This window comes from Kitasatospora sp. NPDC090308, assembly GCF_044769485.1.
In the GTDB taxonomy this organism is placed as follows: Bacteria; Actinomycetota; Actinomycetes; order Streptomycetales; family Streptomycetaceae; genus Kitasatospora; species Kitasatospora fiedleri.
In genome coordinates this window covers 38,415-53,792 of the sequence record NZ_JBIVXY010000024.1, presented here as the reverse complement: position 1 = coordinate 53,792, position 15,378 = coordinate 38,415, and the positions used below count along the sequence as shown (strand labels likewise).

13 protein-coding genes are annotated in these 15,378 nt (G+C 75.1%); 10 read left to right on the top strand and 3 right to left on the bottom strand.

Translation table 11 applies throughout. The features are described from left to right. The first annotated feature begins 186 nt into the window (after positions 1 to 186). From ACIQVD_RS32570 to ACIQVD_RS32540, 7 genes are all read left to right on the top strand, one after another. Entirely contained in the window at positions 187 to 2,199 is a 2,013-nt protein-coding gene (locus ACIQVD_RS32570; RefSeq protein WP_402292546.1) for an ATP-binding protein, read from the top strand. Between the two features lie 169 nt (positions 2,200 to 2,368). Continuing rightward, positions 2,369 to 3,934 carry a PucR family transcriptional regulator gene (locus tag ACIQVD_RS32565; protein WP_400693440.1) on the top strand — a complete coding sequence of 522 codons (1,566 nt, stop codon included), beginning with the start codon at positions 2,369 to 2,371 and terminating at the stop codon, positions 3,932 to 3,934. A gap of 178 nt (positions 3,935 to 4,112) precedes the next feature. Further along, on the top strand, positions 4,113 to 5,555 hold the full coding sequence (locus tag ACIQVD_RS32560) for an aldehyde dehydrogenase family protein (protein WP_402292545.1): 1,443 nt from the start codon (positions 4,113 to 4,115) through the stop codon (positions 5,553 to 5,555). 163 nt (positions 5,556 to 5,718) lie between these two features. Next, complete coding sequence (gene dxr / locus ACIQVD_RS32555) at positions 5,719 to 6,957, top strand: 1-deoxy-D-xylulose-5-phosphate reductoisomerase (protein ID WP_400693435.1); 1,239 nt, start codon at positions 5,719 to 5,721, stop codon at positions 6,955 to 6,957. Positions 6,958 to 6,976: 19 nt separating this feature from the next. Beyond that, complete coding sequence (locus ACIQVD_RS32550; protein WP_402292544.1) at positions 6,977 to 8,284, top strand: M50 family metallopeptidase; 1,308 nt, start codon at positions 6,977 to 6,979, stop codon at positions 8,282 to 8,284. Between the two features lie 126 nt (positions 8,285 to 8,410). Then, positions 8,411 to 9,571, top strand: a complete 1,161-nt coding sequence (gene ispG / locus ACIQVD_RS32545; protein WP_033253947.1) for a flavodoxin-dependent (E)-4-hydroxy-3-methylbut-2-enyl-diphosphate synthase — start codon at positions 8,411 to 8,413, stop codon at positions 9,569 to 9,571. A gap of 84 nt (positions 9,572 to 9,655) precedes the next feature. Next, on the top strand, positions 9,656 to 10,531 hold the full coding sequence (locus ACIQVD_RS32540) for a GNAT family N-acetyltransferase (protein WP_400693478.1): 876 nt from the start codon (positions 9,656 to 9,658) through the stop codon (positions 10,529 to 10,531). A gap of 25 nt (positions 10,532 to 10,556) precedes the next feature. Here the strand turns inward: ACIQVD_RS32540 and ACIQVD_RS32535 are convergent, their stop codons facing one another. The 3 genes from ACIQVD_RS32535 to ACIQVD_RS32525 are packed head-to-tail and all read right to left on the bottom strand — an operon-like array spanning position 10,557 to position 13,104. Continuing rightward, on the bottom strand, positions 10,557 to 11,108 hold the full coding sequence (locus ACIQVD_RS32535) for a GNAT family N-acetyltransferase (RefSeq protein WP_100840461.1): 552 nt from the start codon (positions 11,106 to 11,108) through the stop codon (positions 10,557 to 10,559). 49 nt (positions 11,109 to 11,157) lie between these two features. Then, positions 11,158 to 12,057: an aminoglycoside phosphotransferase family protein gene (locus ACIQVD_RS32530; protein WP_402292543.1), complete on the bottom strand. Its 900-nt coding sequence runs from the start codon at positions 12,055 to 12,057 to the stop codon at positions 11,158 to 11,160. A gap of 36 nt (positions 12,058 to 12,093) precedes the next feature. Then, positions 12,094 to 13,104 carry a DUF4439 domain-containing protein gene (locus ACIQVD_RS32525; protein WP_402292542.1) on the bottom strand — a complete coding sequence of 337 codons (1,011 nt, stop codon included), beginning with the start codon at positions 13,102 to 13,104 and terminating at the stop codon, positions 12,094 to 12,096. A gap of 227 nt (positions 13,105 to 13,331) precedes the next feature. Between ACIQVD_RS32525 and rimP the strand changes: the two genes are divergently transcribed. From rimP to ACIQVD_RS32510, 3 genes are all read left to right on the top strand, one after another. Further along, positions 13,332 to 13,874: a ribosome maturation factor RimP gene (gene rimP / locus ACIQVD_RS32520; protein ID WP_400693422.1), complete on the top strand. Its 543-nt coding sequence runs from the start codon at positions 13,332 to 13,334 to the stop codon at positions 13,872 to 13,874. 2 nt (positions 13,875 to 13,876) lie between these two features. After that, positions 13,877 to 14,878 (top strand): transcription termination factor NusA, encoded by a 1,002-nt coding sequence (nusA, locus tag ACIQVD_RS32515; protein ID WP_100840458.1) that lies wholly within the window; start codon positions 13,877 to 13,879, stop codon positions 14,876 to 14,878. 69 nt (positions 14,879 to 14,947) lie between these two features. Next, the gene (locus tag ACIQVD_RS32510) at positions 14,948 to 15,250 is read left to right on the top strand and encodes a YlxR family protein (protein WP_400693418.1); all 303 of its coding nucleotides are present in this window, start codon (positions 14,948 to 14,950) and stop codon (positions 15,248 to 15,250) included. Positions 15,251 to 15,378: the final 128 nt, after the last annotated feature.

Sequence of the window (15,378 nt, the reverse complement as noted above, 5' to 3'; positions counted from 1 at the left end):
GGCTACGACCGGCCCCGCGGCCCGGGCATGCGCCACTCGGTACTGCTGGGCCGCCCGAATTGTCCGACGCGGCCAGTGGCCGAAGATCGGCTGCGCGCCCGCGCACTCCACTACATTGGCCCCCGGGTGTGTCGGTGGGACGGCGATGCGGGTATGGCACCGCCGGCAACGTAGGAGGGGCCCGAAGTGGAACTGAACGACCCGAGAACCCGACACACCCATCCCCATCTCCCCCCGCCCCGCGCCCCCTTCCACCTCCCCACCTGGGCCACCGCCCCCCGCCCCGAGGCCGCCCCCGGCATCTACCGGCAGCACCACACCCCGCACGACCCGAAGGCCGCCGAACAGGCGGGGACCCCGGCGGGGCCGCTGCTGCTGCGGGCGGCGCTGAACCTGGTGGCGGCCTGGCTGGTGTTCATCTACGGCCGGGGGTTCGCGCTGTCCGGCCTCGGCCTGCTCGGCCTCGGTTCCCTCTCGGAGATCCCGACCATCCTGATCGCGCTCCTGGTGAACCTGCTGATCATCGCCGGGGTGATCAGGTTCTTCGGACACATGGGCGGCTGGCGCGAGGTCGGCCGCCGCTTCCTGCTCCCACTGCTCTCCCGCACCGTCACCGAGACGCCCTCCGCCCCCGAGCAGACCCCTGCCGTCGACGTCTGGGCCGAGCTGCGGCCGGCCGGGGACGCGGTGCGCCGGCTGGAGGGGGAGCCGGTCGGGGACGTGGACTACGTGCGGCTGCACCAGGCGTGGCGGACGGTGGGCGGGGACCCGGTCGCGTGGCGGGAGTTCGCCGCGCAGGTGGCGGCCCGGGGCGCGGCGGCGTGCGCGCACCCGTCCGAGCAGCGGGACCTGCCGGGCGGGCGGACGGCGCGGCACGACCTGCTGGTGCGCCAGGTGCGGCTGGGCACGGCGCAGGACGTGCCGAAGAACCCGGTGACGCACCGGAACGCCGGCTTCGCGCTGGACCCGCGGGTGCTGGGCACCTCGCTGCTGGCGGTCGGCCCGGCCGGCACCGGCAAGACCGCCTCGTTGGCCCGCCCGGTCGCCGAGGCGCTGTGCCTGCAGGCGCTGGCGGGCGCGGCCTGCGCGGTGGTGGTCGGCGCGGCCGACGCGGACCTCGGGCCGGACGACTGGTACGACGTGGTGATCGCCCCCGGCGACCCGGACGCCCCGTACGGCCTGGACCTGTACGGTGCGGCGCCGCACTCGGACGAGGCGGCGGCCCGGCTGGCCGACGCGCTGCTGCCGGACGAGCTGGCGCCGCGCGCGGAGAGCGCCCGGGCCGCGATGCAGCAGGTGGTCGGGCCGTACCGGGCGGCGTACGGCGGCTACCCGGGGGTGCGGGCGCTGCGGGCGCTGCTGGCGGGGGACACGGAGGGCTGGGCGGAGCTCGCCGAGCGGCTGCGGAAGTCGGGGCGGTGGCCGGAGTTCGAGGCGGACCTGCAGCAGCGCGAGCGGATGCACGGCCGGGCCGACGACCCGGGCGCGCTGCTGGCGGACCGGCTCGCGCTGCTGGACCGGCCCGCGCTGGCGGCCGGGTTCTCCGGCGGCCCGGACGCCAAGCCGGCGTTCGCGATGCGCGCCCTGGAGCACCCGCTGCGGGTGCGGGTGAAGCTGCCCGAGCGCAGCCACCCGGAGGCCGCCCGGATCCTGTCGCGGCTGCTGCTGGGCCAGTTCACCCAGGCCGCCGCCGACCGCCGGGACCGCGAGCTGTTCGCCGGGATGGTGCTGGACGACGCCACCGCCGCCGTCGACGCGCAGGCGATCCGCGGCGTCCAGCGGCTGCGCGGGGCCAACGCCGGGGTGCTGCTGCTGCTGCGCACGCTGTCCGACCTGCCGGAGGCGCTGCGCGCGCCGCTGTTCGGCGCGGTCGGCAACCGGATGGCGTTCCCCGGCATCGCGCCCTGGGACGGCCGGCTGTTCTCCGAGGCGTGGGGCACCCACCTGGTCAGGGAGACCGCCGTCACGCACGTCCCGGACACCTCGGGAGGAACGGTTCGCCGGGCCGGCCGGCTGCTGCGCAAGGCGCTGTCCGGCACCACCGCGCAGACCGAGTCGGTCACCACCCGGGACGTCGAGCGGCACCGCTGGTCGCCGTCCGACCTGGCGCACGCGCTGCCGTCCGGGCACGCGGTGATCTCGCTGACCTCGGTGACGGGCGAGCAGGTGCCGCCGCTGCTGGTCGACCTGCGGCACTGAGCCCGACCGGCCGGCCGGCCGACCAGCCGGCCACGAGAGCATTTGGGTCACGAAAGCTACGGACCGGCGGATTCCGGCGCCCCGGCTTGTCCGGAGCGTCCATAATGGGAGGAGAACCCTCACTCGCCCGGCCGCAACGGCGCGGCCAGGTCGAACCACCGAAGGTGCCATGCCCCCCACTCTCGCCTCCGTCGTCCGGACCTCCGCGCTCCACCTGACGGTGCTGGCCGGCGCGGACCACCTGGAGCGACCCGTCCGCTGGGTCCACACCAGCGAGCTGGACGACCCCACCCCGTTCCTCGAGGGCGGCGAGCTGCTCCTCACCACCGGCATCAAGTTGGGCAGGAGCGCCGCCAAGCTGCAGGCGTACGTGCACCGGCTGGCCGACGCGGGCGTGGTCGGCCTCGGGCTGGGCGTGGGCCTCTCGCACAGCGAGGTGCCGCAGGCCCTGGTGGAGGCCGCCGCCCAGCGCGGGCTGCCGCTGCTGCGGGTGCCCGAGGCGACGCCGTTCATCGCGATCTCCAAGACCGTCTCGGCCGCGCTGGCCGCCGAGCAGTACGAGGCCGTCACCACCAGCTTCGAGGCGCAGGAGGAGCTGACCCGGGCCGCGCTCGGCAAGGACGGCACCACCGCGATCGTGCGCCGCCTGGCGGCCCGGCTGGGCGGCTGGGCCGCGCTGTACGACGGCTCCGGCGCGCTGTCCGCGGTCGCCCCGGACTGGGCCGCCCGCCGGGCCGGCCGGCTGGCCGCCGAGGTGGACCGGCTGCGCCGCCGCCCCGCCCCGTCCAGCGCCGCCCTGCAGGGCCGGGCCGGGACGATCGACACCGCCGACGAGGACTACGTGGTGGTCCAGTCGCTGGGCGCCGACCGCCGCCCGCGCGGCTTCCTCGCGGTCGGCACCGAGGACCGGATCACCCCGACCGAGCGGTACGTGCTGAACGCCGCCGTCGCGCTGCTCACCCTCACCCTGGAGCGCTCGCGCGAGCTGCGGCAGGCCGAGGAGAAGATGGGCGCCGCGCTGCTGCGGATGGTGCTGGCCGGAGAGGTCGGCACCGCCCGGCAGGTCGCCACCGGGCTGTTCGGCGGCCTGCCCGAGGGCACCGTCCGGGTGCTGGTGGCCGCCGCCGGGCCCGGCCCGGAGGCGGCGGAGGCGCTCGGCGAGCTGGGCGACCGGGCCGAGAACGCGGGCGGCAAGGTCGGCGAGAAGCTGCTGGTGGCCCGCGAGGACGGCGCGCACGGGCCGCGGCTGACGGTGCTCGCACTGGACAACGGCTCGGCGCACCGGGCCTGCCTGGGCGCCGTCGAGGAGCACGAGGGCCTGGCGCTGGGCGTCTCCGCCCCCGCCGCGCTGGAGGACGCCGGCACCGCGCACGCCCAGGCCGAACGGGCCCTGGCGGTCGCCCAGCGCGGCGGCCGCCGCACCGTCGACCACGAGGAGGTCGGCGCCGGCTCGCTGCTGCCGCTGCTCGGCGAGGAGGCCGTCACCGCCTTCGCCGAGGGCCTGCTGCGCCCGCTGCGCGAGCACGACCGCACCGCCCGCGGCGACCTGGTCGCCTCGCTGCGCGCCTGGCTCTCCCGGCACGGCCAGTGGGACGCCGCCGCGGCCGACCTGGGCGTGCACCGGCACACGCTGCGCTACCGGATGCGGCGGGTCGAGGAGCTGCTCGGGCGCTCGCTGGACGACACCGACGTCCGGATGGAGCTGTGGCTGGCGCTGCGCTCCGGCGAGGACTGACCGGGGGCGGGCGAGGGGCGGGCGGAGCGCGGACGGGGGGCGGGCGCGCACCCGGACGGCCGTGTCCGCGGCGTACTAATCGGACCTGACTTTTCGTCCCGTCCGTCCAATCGGAAACCCGCTTCCCTCCCCCTACCGTGAAGGCGACAAGTCTTCGAGGGAAGGGGCCGGTGCGACCGTGACCACCACTCATGAGTTCTGGCTGGCCGGGCGGCGGGCGAGCGGCGAGGCGGAGTTCGAGGTCCGCCACCCGCACGACGACAGTCTGGTGGCGAAGGTCAGCGTGCCGACCGACGCGCAGGTGGAGGAGGCCGTCGCGGCCGCCGCCGCCGCGGTACCGGTGTTCGCCGCGACCCCGGCGCACCAGCGGGCGGGCGCGCTGGACCACGTCGCCAGGCGGCTGGCCGAGCGCACCGAGGAGATCGCCCGGCTGATCACCGCCGAGAACGGCAAGCCGATCAAGTGGGCGCGCGGCGAGGTCGGCCGCGCGGTGTCGGTGTTCCGCTGGGCCGCCGAGGAGGCCCGCCGGACCAACGGCGAGACCCTGCGGCTGGACACCGACCCGGGCGGCACCGGCCGGTACGCGATCGTGCGGCGCTTCCCGCGCGGCGCGGTGCTCGGCATCGCCCCGTTCAACTTCCCGCTGAACCTGGTGGCGCACAAGGTCGCCCCGGCGATCGCGGTGGGCGCCCCGATCGTCCTCAAGCCCGCCCCGGCCACCCCGCTCTCCGCCCTGGTGCTGGGCGAGATCCTGGCCGAGACCGACCTGCCGGCCGGCTCCTGGAGCGTGCTGCCGGTGGAGAACGCCAAGATGCCGGCCCTGGTGCAGGACACCCGCCTGCCGGTGATCTCGTTCACCGGTTCGGACAAGGTCGGCTACCAGATCATGGACTCGGTGCCGCGCAAGCACGTCACCCTGGAGCTCGGCGGCAACGCCGCGGCCGTGGTGCTGGCCGACTGGAACTCCGAGGCGGACCTCGACTGGGCGGCGAGCCGGATCGCGCTGTTCGCCAACTACCAGGGCGGCCAGTCCTGCATCTCGGTGCAGCGGGTGATCGCCGACGCGAGCGTCTACGACCGCCTGGTGGAGAAGGTCGTCGCCAAGGTGGGCGCCCAGGTCACCGGCGACCCGTCCGACGAGGCCACCGACGTCGGCCCGCTGGTGGACCGGAAGGCCGCCGAGCGCGTCGAGTCCTGGGTGGAGGACGCGGTCGCCAAGGGCGCCAAGGTGCTCACCGGCGGCAGCCGGGACGGTGCGGCGTACGCGCCGACCGTGCTGGCGGAGCTGCCCGCGGACGCGATCCTGGCCACCGCCGAGGTGTTCGGCCCGGTGCTGTCGCTGCACCGGGTGGAGGGCACCGAGGAGGCGTTCGCCGCGGTCAACGACTCGGCGTTCGGCCTCCAGGCGGGCGTGTTCACGCACGACGTGCAGACCGCGTTCCGGGCCCACCGGGAGCTGGAGGTCGGCGGCGTGATCATCGGCGACGCGCCGTCCTACCGGGCCGACCAGATGCCGTACGGCGGCGTGAAGGACTCCGGCGTGGGCCGCGAGGGCGTGCGCTACGCGATGGACGACTTCACCTTCGAGAAGGTGCTGGTCCTCACCGGCCTCGACCTCTGAGCGGCCCCCGCGAGGCCCGCCGAGCGCTCCTGCGCCCTTCCCGGGTGTCCCGACGCCCCGCCCCGCCGCCTCCCCGCGGCCCGGCGGGGCGTCCGGCCGTCCGGCCGTCCGGCTGCCGACCCGGCCCCGTCCCGGGCCGGGGCAGGGCCGGCGGCAGGACACAATGGGGGGCATGAACTCGCTCGCCCATCCGCAGTCGCGCTTCACTCCGGCCGTGCAGGACCCGGACGGCCCCCGGGAGTTGGTCATCCTGGGCTCGACCGGTTCGATCGGCACCCAGGCCATCGACGTGGTGCTCCGCAACCCCGACCGGTTCAGGGTGGTGGCCCTGTCGGCGGCCGGTGGCCGGGTCGAGCTGCTCGCCGAGCAGGCCGTCGCGCTGGGCGTGCGCACCGTGGCGGTGGCCGACCCGGCCGCCGCCGGGCCGCTGCGCGCCGCGCTGGCCGCGCGGGCCGGCGGGGCCCCGCTGCCCGAGGTGCTGGCGGGCCCGGACGCGGCGACCGAACTGGCCGCGACGGAGTGCCACTCGGTGCTGAACGGCATCACCGGCTCGATCGGCCTGGCGCCGACGCTGGCCGCGCTGCGGGCCGGCCGGGTGCTGGTGCTGGCCAACAAGGAGTCGCTGATCGTCGGCGGCCCGCTGGTGAAGGCGGTCGCCAGGCCCGGCCAGATCGTGCCGGTGGACTCCGAGCACGCCGCGCTGTTCCAGGCGCTGGCCGGCGGCACCCGCGCCGAGGTCCGCAAGCTGGTGGTGACCGCCAGCGGCGGCCCGTTCCGCGACCGCACCCGCGAGCAGCTGGCGGGCGTCACCCCGGCCGAGGCGCTGGCCCACCCGACCTGGGCGATGGGCCCGGTGGTGACGATCAACTCGGCGACCCTGGTGAACAAGGGCCTGGAGGTGATCGAGGCCCACCTGCTGTACGACGTGCCCTTCGACCGGATCGAGGTGGTGGTCCATCCGCAGTCGGTCGTTCATTCGATGGTGGAGTTCACGGACGGCTCCACGCTCGCCCAGGCCAGCCCGCCGGACATGCGGATGCCGATCGCGCTGGGCCTCGGCTGGCCCGACCGGGTGCCCGACGCCGCGCCCGGCTGCGACTGGACCAAGGCCGCGACCTGGGAGTTCTTCCCGCTGGACGACGCGGCCTTCCCGGCGGTCGAGCTGGCCCGCGAGGTGGGTACGCTCGGCGGGACGGCCCCCGCGGTCTTCAACGCCGCGAACGAGGAATGTGTGGACGCTTTTCTGAACGGCGCGCTGCCCTTCACCGGAATCGTGGACACTGTGGCGAAGGTGGTCGCCGAACACGGCACCCCGGCGGCGGGAACTTCGCTCACGGTGGAGGACGTACTCCAGGCTGAGCACTGGGCCCGCGCCCGGGCCCGGGAACTGGCGGCAGGTTAGGTACGACGGAGGCGACGCGGTGGACAAGCTGATGTGGGTGCTGGGCGTCCTGATCTTCGTGGTCGGGCTGCTCTTCTCGATCGCCTGGCACGAGCTCGGCCACCTGTCCACCGCGAAGCTGTTCGGCATCCGGGTGCCGCAGTACATGGTCGGCTTCGGCCGGACCATCTGGTCGACTAGGCGCGGTGAGACGGAGTACGGCCTCAAGGCGATCCCGTTCGGCGGCTACATCCGGATGATCGGCATGTTCCCGCCCGGCGCGGACGGCCGGATAGCGAAACGCTCCTCCTCGCCCTGGCGGAGCATGATCGAGGACGCCCGGGAGGCCTCCTACGAGGAGCTCCAGCCCGGCGACGAGACCCGGCTGTTCTACACCCGCAAGCCGTGGAAGCGCGTCATCGTGATGTTCGCCGGCCCGGGCATGAACCTGATCCTGTCGCTCGGCCTGTTCCTCGCGCTCTTCATGGGCATCGGCGTGCAGCAGGCCGTGCCGACCGTGCAGGAGGTCAGCGAGTGCGTCGTCCCGGTCAGCGCCAAGACCGACGACTGCGGGCAGGGCGCCGAGAAGTCCCCGGCCAACCTGGCGGGCCTGCGGGCCGGTGACACCGTGCTCGGCTTCGGCGGCGTGCCGATCCACGACTACCCGCAGCTGCAGAACCTGATCCGGGACTCCGCGGGCAAGCAGGTCGACATCCTGGTCCGGCACCGCGACGGCGGCGAGCAGACGCTGTCCGCCGCGATCAAGACCAACACCCTGCAGGCGTACGACAAGGACAACAACCCGGTCAAGGGCCAGACCGTCACCGCCGGCTTCCTCGGCATCACCCCCGCCACCGGCGTGCACCACATGTCGCTCGGCGAGAGCACCGAGCAGATGGCGACGATGGCCCGGCACAGCGTCGAGTCGCTCACCCAGCTGCCCGGCAAGATCCCCGGCCTGTGGCACGCCGTGGTCGACGGCACCCCGCGCGACGCCGACTCGCCGATCGGCATGGTCGGCGCCGCCCGGCTCGGCGGCGACGTGTTCTCGATGGACCTGCCCGCCACCCAGCGGCTCGCCTTCTCGGTGCAGCTGCTGGCCGGCATCAACCTGATGCTGTTCCTGTTCAACATGCTCCCGCTGCTGCCGCTGGACGGCGGCCACATCGCCGGCGCGCTCTGGGAGTCGCTGCGCCGCAACCTCGCCAAGCTGCTGCGCCGCCCCGACCCCGGCCCGTTCGACGTGGCCCGGCTGATGCCGCTGGCCTACGTGGTCGCCGGCGTCTTCATCTGCTTCACCGGCCTCGTGATGGCCGCCGACATCGTCAACCCGGTGCGCATCAACTAGCGCCGCGCGCCATCCACGGCCGGGTGTGCCCCGCCACCCGGCCGTGCCGTACCGTTGGACGCCGGGCGCCCCCGCCACCGCGGTGCGCCCCGGCTCACCGACCTCTCCAGAGGAAAAACTGCGCACATGACCGCGATCTCGCTCGGTATCCCCTCCCTGCCGCTCAAGCCGCTGGCCCAGCGCCGCCACTCGCGTCAGATCATGGTCGGCAACGTGCCGGTCGGCGGCGACGCGCCGGTCTCGGTGCAGTCGATGACCACCACGCTCACCTCCGACGTCAACGCGACCCTCCAGCAGATCGCCCAGCTGACCGCCTCGGGCTGCCAGATCGTCCGGGTCGCCGTCCCCTCGCAGGACGACGCCGACGCGCTGCCGATCATCGCGAGGAAGTCGCAGATCCCGGTGATCGCCGACATCCACTTCCAGCCGAAGTACGTGTTCGCCGCGATCGACGCCGGCTGCGCCGCCGTCCGCGTCAACCCCGGCAACATCAAGGCGTTCGACGACAAGGTCGGCGAGATCGCCAAGGCCGCCAAGGACGCCGGCGTGCCGATCCGGATCGGCGTCAACGCCGGTTCGCTCGACAAGCGCCTGCTGGAGAAGTACGGCCGGGCCACCCCCGAGGCGCTGGTGGAGTCCGCGCTCTGGGAGTGCTCGCTGTTCGAGGAGCACGACTTCCGCGACATCAAGATCTCGGTCAAGCACAACGACCCGGTCGTGATGATCAACGCCTACCGGCAGCTCGCCGCCGCCTGCGACTACCCGCTGCACCTGGGCGTCACCGAGGCCGGCCCCGCCTTCCAGGGCACCATCAAGTCCGCGGTGGCGTTCGGCGCGCTGCTGGCCGAGGGCATCGGCGACACCATCCGGGTCTCGCTCTCCGCCCCGCCGGCCGAGGAGATCAAGGTCGGCATCCAGATCCTGGAGTCGCTGAACCTCCGTCAGCGCGGCCTGGAGATCGTCTCCTGCCCGTCCTGCGGCCGCGCCCAGGTCGACGTCTACAAGCTCGCCGAGGAGGTCACCGCCGGCCTGGAGGGCATGGAGGTGCCGCTGCGGGTCGCCGTCATGGGCTGCGTCGTCAACGGCCCCGGCGAGGCCCGCGAGGCCGACCTCGGCGTCGCCTCCGGCAACGGCAAGGGCCAGATCTTCGTCAAGGGCGAGGTGATCAAGACCGTCCCCGAGTCGAAGATCGTCGAGACCCTGATCGAGGAGGCCATGAAGCTGGCCGAGCAGATGCAGGAGGAGGGCGTGGAATCCGGCGCCCCCGTCGTCGTGGCCGCCGAGTGACGGTCTGAAGCCCCCCGGCGGGGCCGCCCGGCAGGGGCGGTCCCGCCCGTTCGAGAGGTGCCACCCGTGCTCGACCGAGGTGTGATGCTGCCCGGCCCGTTCCAGGCCGCCCGGGCGCTCGCCGCCACCCGCGTGCTGGAGGCCCCCGACCTCGACGAGGCGCTGGAGATCCTGCACCGCGACCCCGTCGCCAACGCCTTCGTCGCCACCCGGGTGGAGGCCGTCGGCCTCGACCCCTGGCGGCTCGGCGGCGAGATGTGGGGCTGGCACGACGCCGACGGCCGGCTCGACGCGCTCTGCTACGCCGGTGCCAACCTCGTCCCGGTCAGCGCCGGGCCCGAGGCCGTCCGGGCCTTCGCCGAACGGGCCCGCCGGCAGGGCCGCCGCTGCTCCTCCATCGTCGGCCCCGCCGAGGCCACCGCGACCCTCTGGGCGCTGCTGGAGCGCTCCTGGGGCCCGGCCCGCGACGTCCGCGCCCACCAGCCGCTGATGGCCACCTCCACGCCCGTCACCGAGGTCGAACCCGACCCGCTGGTGCGCCGGGTCGAACGCGCCGAGATCGAGGCGCTGATGCCCGCCTGCGTGGCCATGTTCACCGAGGAGGTCGGCATCTCCCCGCTGGCCGGCGACGGCGGGCTGCTCTACCAGGCCCGGGTCGCCGAACTGGTCTCCACCGGGCGCTCGTTCGCCCGGTTCGACCAGGACGGCAAGGTGGTCTTCAAGGCCGAGATCGGCGCCGTCACCCTCGGCGCCTGCCAGATCCAGGGCGTCTGGGTGGCCCCCGAGCACCGCGGCAGGCGGCTCTCCGAGACCGGCATGGCTGCCGTCGTCAACACCGCCCTCGCCGAGGTCGCCCCCGTCGTCTCGCTGTACGTCAACGACTTCAACATCCGCGCCCGCGCCGCCTACCGCCGGGTCGGCTTCCGCGAGGTCGGCGCGTTCATGAGCGTGCTGTTCTGACCCGGCCGGGCCGGCCGGCCCGCGGTCAGGGGCGCGCCGGGTCGCGCAGCGGCAGGTGCGCGCCCATCACCGCGTACGGGCGGACGGTGTTCGGGAAGCGCACCGCCGGCGCCAAGTCCCGGTAGCCCAGCGAGCGGTAGAGCCGGCGCGCCGGGGTCTCCGCGTCGATCGCCGACAGGATCGACCGGTCCAGCCCCGAGTGCCCGCACAGCGTGCGGATCAGCCGGGTGCCCAGGCCCAGCCCCTGGAACTCCGGCAGCACGTGCAGCTCCGTCACCGCGAACACCCCGTCCAGCCAGTCCTCGTGGCCGCGCGCCGCCAGGTACGGCTCGATCACCGTCGACCACCAGTGCTCGCGCCGGTTCGGCATCCCGTACCCGAACCCGACCAGCCGCCCCCGCGCCATCGCCCCCAGCGCCACCACCCCCGGCTGCAGCGCGTGCCGCCCCACGATCGGCAGCCGGACCGCGACCTCGTGCGGCCCGAGCCCGAACGCGACCGCCTGGACCTCCAGCACGGCAGGCGCCCACGCCGCCAGGTCGATGGCCTCGATCGTCACCCCGGTGAGCTGCTCCATGAAGCGGGACGTTACTACCTGCCGTCCCGGGCGGCGCCACGCCCCGGCCTCAGAGCCAGGACGCGAACTCCAGATGGAGTTCGGCCGCCGCGGTGTCGTCCGCGGCCAGCGCCTCCAGGGCGGTGTCCGCCGCCCGCAGCAGGGTCCAGGCCCGGACCCGGTCGGCGGGGAGCTCCACCGCCTCCGCGAGCCGGGCGAGCCGGCGGCGGGCCGCGCCGCGCGGGCCCGGGGAGGCGGCCAGGGTGTCCAGCCGCTCCAGCACCAGGCCCGCCAGGTCGTAGGCCCGGTCGCCGACCAGGGGGCGCGGGGCCACCGCCAGCCACGGGGCGCGGTCCGCGGCCAGCACCCGGCCGTGCTGGAACTCCCCGTGCAGCAGCCACCCTTCGGCGTCCGCCGCCAGCGCGACCGCCTCCAGGGCCTCGTCCAGCAGCGGTCCGGCGTCCGCGGCGAGCGGCAGCGCGCGCCGGGCGGCGACGCGCTCGGCGAGCCCTCGCGCGTGCTCCGCCAGGGTCGGGAAGCCGTGGCCGGCCGGGGCCGGCACCCACAGGCGGCGCAGCAGGCTGGTGGCCTCCAGCATCGCCTGGGCCTCGGCGAGCGAGCGCAGCGGGATCTCCCCGTGCAGCCGTTCCAGCAGCAGGGCGCCGTCCGCCTCGGCCAGCAGCAGCACCGCGCCCCGCCCGGCCCACGTCCGCAGCGCGGCGGCCTCGCCGGGCGACCGGGAGACCTTCACCGCCACCGGCGCCAGGTCGCCGGCCCGGTGCGCGTACAGCACCACGCTGCCCCGGCCGCCCGGCTCCACCACCCGCTCGGGCACCAGGTCCCAGTCCGCCAGCCGCCGCGCGAGCAGCCCGGGCAGCTTCGCCAGCCACGTCCGGGCCGCGGGGCTCCCCTCCGCCCGCACCGACTCGACCAGACGCTCGGGGACGCTGAACCGCGCAGCTTGTGCCATGGGAGCGATTATCCGGGGCGGGGCCGGCGCCCGGGGTCAGGCCGCTTCCGCCAGGCCCGGGAGGGCGGGCAGGTCGGCGCCCCAGTGGGCGGCGCGCAGGGCGCACTCGCGCAGGGCGGCGGCGGCCCGCTCGCGCAGGGCGGCGGTGGCGGCGAGGTCCGCGTAGGCGGCGGTCAGCTGGGTCTCCAGGTAGGCGGCCAACTGGGCGGCGGTGGCGGCGTCCTTGACCTGGAAGGGCAGGCGGTAGCCGGGGGCGGCGGCGGTGGGGGAGGCGCCGCCGGCGGTGAGGACGCGCTGCCAGGTGTCGCGGCGGGCCTGGTGCGCGCCGTACGTGGTGCGGGCGTCCTCGCGCTGGGGCCCGGCCGGGAGGAACGCGCCGACCACGCCGTAGCCGTAGACGGCGGCGTGCTCGGCGGCGAGGGCCGCCTGCAGGGCGGCGGCGTCGGCGGCCGGGAGCGCGACGGGGGAGGCGGAGGCGGAGGCGGCGGGGGAGCCGGAGGGCGCGGGGGCGGCGGCGGGGGCGGCGGGGTCGCCGAGGGCGGCCGCGTGGGCCGCGTCGGAGGCGGCGACCGAGGCGAGGGTCCGGGCCAGCTCCGGGGAGGCGGCGGCCAGGTCGGCCAGGCGCAGCGCGGCGGTCCGCTGCTCGGCGGCGGCCAGGTCGGCGGAGGTCCGGGCGGTCGCGCTCGCGCTCGCGGCGGGGGAACCGGCGGGGGAACCGGCGGGCGAGGCGGCGGAGGAGACCGGGCCCGAGGGGGAGGGGGAGGCGGCGGCCGAGGGCAGCGGTCCGGCCAGCGCCTCGCGGTGCCGGGCGAGGTCCTCGCGCAGGTCGGCGAGCCGGTCGGCGTCGGCCGGTCCGGTGGCGAGGACGGCGTCGTAGTCGGCCAGCAGGGCGTCGGTGGCGGCGAGTTGGCGCAGCCGCAGCGGCCGGTCCGGGTCCGCGGCGGCGGGCTTCGGCGGGGCCGGACGGTCGCCGGTGCAGCCGCAGAGCAACTGGAGCCCGCCGAGCGCCCCGAGGGCCAGCAGGGTCCGCCGTGTGGGTGCGGGCATCGGTGCTCCAGCCGGGTCGGTGGGGGCCCTGTGCCCCCGTCGGGAGAATCTTTACCGGAGCCGCACCGGCCCCGTACGGAGCTTGGACGGTATCCGACCGCTGTGAGCTTGCTCGCAGGGGGTGCGGGCCGTCCGGGTCGGAATCGGCGGTTCGGGGGTTGACCCGATAGGCTTCGCGATGAGTTAGCACCTTCGACAACAGCAGACGCGGCCGAGGAGTCACCCGGATGAGCACCACCCCCACTGACCGGCTGCGCGCGTTGTTGGAGCCGCTGGCGGCCGAGGCCGGGTTGGACCTGGAAGAGGTCAGGGTGACCCAGGCCGGCAGCCGCCGCCAGGTGCAGGTCGACGTGGACGCCGACGGCGGCGTCGACCTCGACGCGATCGCCGAGTTCTCCCGCCTGGTGAGCCAGGCGCTGGACGCCTCCGACCTGATGGGCGAGGCCCCGTACCTGCTGGAGGTCGGTTCGCCGGGCGCCGAGCGCCCGCTGGACGCGCCGCGGCACTGGCGCCGGGCGACCGGCCGGCTGGCCGCGGTCAAGCTGGTGGACGGCGCGGAGCTGACCGCGCGGGTGCTGGAGAGCGACGAGGACGGCGCGCTGGTCGAGGTGCAGCCGGTCAAGGGGCGCGGCCGCCCCAAGGAGCGCCGACTGGAGTTCGCGGAGATCGCGCGGGCCCGGGTGCAGGTCGAGTTCAACCGCAAGGACGAGGAACTGCTCGACGCCGCCGCCGACATCGCGGACGTGGACGAAGAGGAAGAGGAGGCGTAGTCGTGGACATCGACATGAGTGCCCTGCGCGGGCTGGTCACCGAGAAGGGCGTGCCGTTCGACCTGCTGGTCGAGTCGATCGAGTCGGCCCTCCTCATCGCGTACCACCGCACCGAGGGCTCGCGCCGCCGGGCGCGGGTGGAGCTGAACCGCAAGACCGGCCACGTGACGGTCTGGGCGCTGGAGGACGCGTCCGAGCTGGAGGAGGGCGTCGAGCCGAAGGAGTTCGACGACACCCCGTCGGGCTTCGGCCGGATCGCCGCGTCCACCGCCAAGCAGGTCATCCTGCAGCGGCTGCGGGACGCCGCCGACGACCAGACCTTCGGCGAGTACGCGGGCAAGGAGGGCGACATCGTCACCGGTGTCGTCCAGCAGGGCAACGACCCGAAGAGCGTGCTGGTCGACATCGGCAAGCTGGAGGCCATCCTGCCGCCGCAGGAGCAGGTCCCGGGCGAGGACTACCGGCACGGCACCCGGCTGAAGTGCTACGTGGTGGGCGTGCGGCGCGGTGTCCGCGGCCCGTCGGTGACGCTCTCGCGCACCCACCCGAACCTGGTGAAGCGGCTGTTCGCGCTGGAGGTCCCGGAGATCGCGGACGGCTCGGTGGAGATCGCCGCGATCGCCCGCGAGGCCGGCCACCGCACCAAGATCGCGGTCTGGTCGCGCCGGCAGGGCCTGAACGCCAAGGGCGCCTGCATCGGCCCGAACGGCATGCGGGTGCGCACCGTGATGTCCGAGCTGCACGGCGAGAAGATCGACATCGTCGACTGGTCGGAGGACCCGGCGGAGATGGTCGCCGCCGCGCTGTCGCCCGCGCGGGTGACGAAGGTGGAGATCGTCGACCTGGCCCAGCGCTCCGCCCGGGTGATCGTGCCGGACTACCAGCTGTCGCTGGCGATCGGCAAGGAGGGGCAGAACGCCCGGCTGGCCGCCCGTCTCACCGGCTGGCGGATCGACATCCGTCCGGACACCGAGGCCCCCGCCGGGGAATCGGCAGCCCGCTAACAACGTTGTCAGGTGCCTCCGGAGATCTACTCGGCGGCGGTGAGTCCCTTCGGAGGGGTAGACTTGAACGTGTCTGGCCGGACGCATGTCCGGGCATGCCCTGAGCGCACCTGCGTGGGCTGCCGCAAGCGCGCGGCCAAGCACGAGCTGCTGCGTGTCGTGGCGGGCGAGGGCGACTGCGTCCCCGATCCCCGCGGCACACTGCCGGGCCGGGGTGCGTATCTGCACCCCGACCCGAACTGCCTCGACCTCGCGGTCCGCCGCCGGGCGTTCCCCAGGGCCCTCCGGGTCCAGGGCGCGCTCGACCCCGGCGCCCTGCGGGAGCACGTCGGGGCGGAAGCCAGTCCGGCCGATCGGCAGTCGGCCCACTGACGGGCCCCGCGCCCGGCAACACGCACCAGCGCACGGCACGTGGCACGTCGCCGTGCACCCCAGTCAGGTACCTCGCGAGATGGAAGTAGGTCGAGATTGCGATGAGCACTCGATGAGTACGCGATGAG

Excerpts from the sequence above, each read along its gene's own strand:
- ACIQVD_RS32565 (WP_400693440.1), top strand. The coding sequence starts at position 2,369 with ATGCCCCCCACTCTCGCCTCCGTCGTCCGGACCTCCGCGCTCCACCTG.
- dxr (WP_400693435.1), top strand. The coding sequence starts at position 5,719 with ATGGGGGGCATGAACTCGCTCGCCCATCCGCAGTCGCGCTTCACTCCG.
- ispG (WP_033253947.1), top strand. The coding sequence starts at position 8,411 with ATGACCGCGATCTCGCTCGGTATCCCCTCCCTGCCGCTCAAGCCGCTG.
- ACIQVD_RS32540 (WP_400693478.1), top strand. The coding sequence starts at position 9,656 with ATGCTGCCCGGCCCGTTCCAGGCCGCCCGGGCGCTCGCCGCCACCCGC.
- ACIQVD_RS32535 (WP_100840461.1), bottom strand. The coding sequence starts at position 11,108 with ATGGAGCAGCTCACCGGGGTGACGATCGAGGCCATCGACCTGGCGGCG.
- ACIQVD_RS32530 (WP_402292543.1), bottom strand. The coding sequence starts at position 12,057 with ATGGCACAAGCTGCGCGGTTCAGCGTCCCCGAGCGTCTGGTCGAGTCG.
- ACIQVD_RS32525 (WP_402292542.1), bottom strand. The coding sequence starts at position 13,104 with ATGCCCGCACCCACACGGCGGACCCTGCTGGCCCTCGGGGCGCTCGGC.
- rimP (WP_400693422.1), top strand. The coding sequence starts at position 13,332 with ATGAGCACCACCCCCACTGACCGGCTGCGCGCGTTGTTGGAGCCGCTG.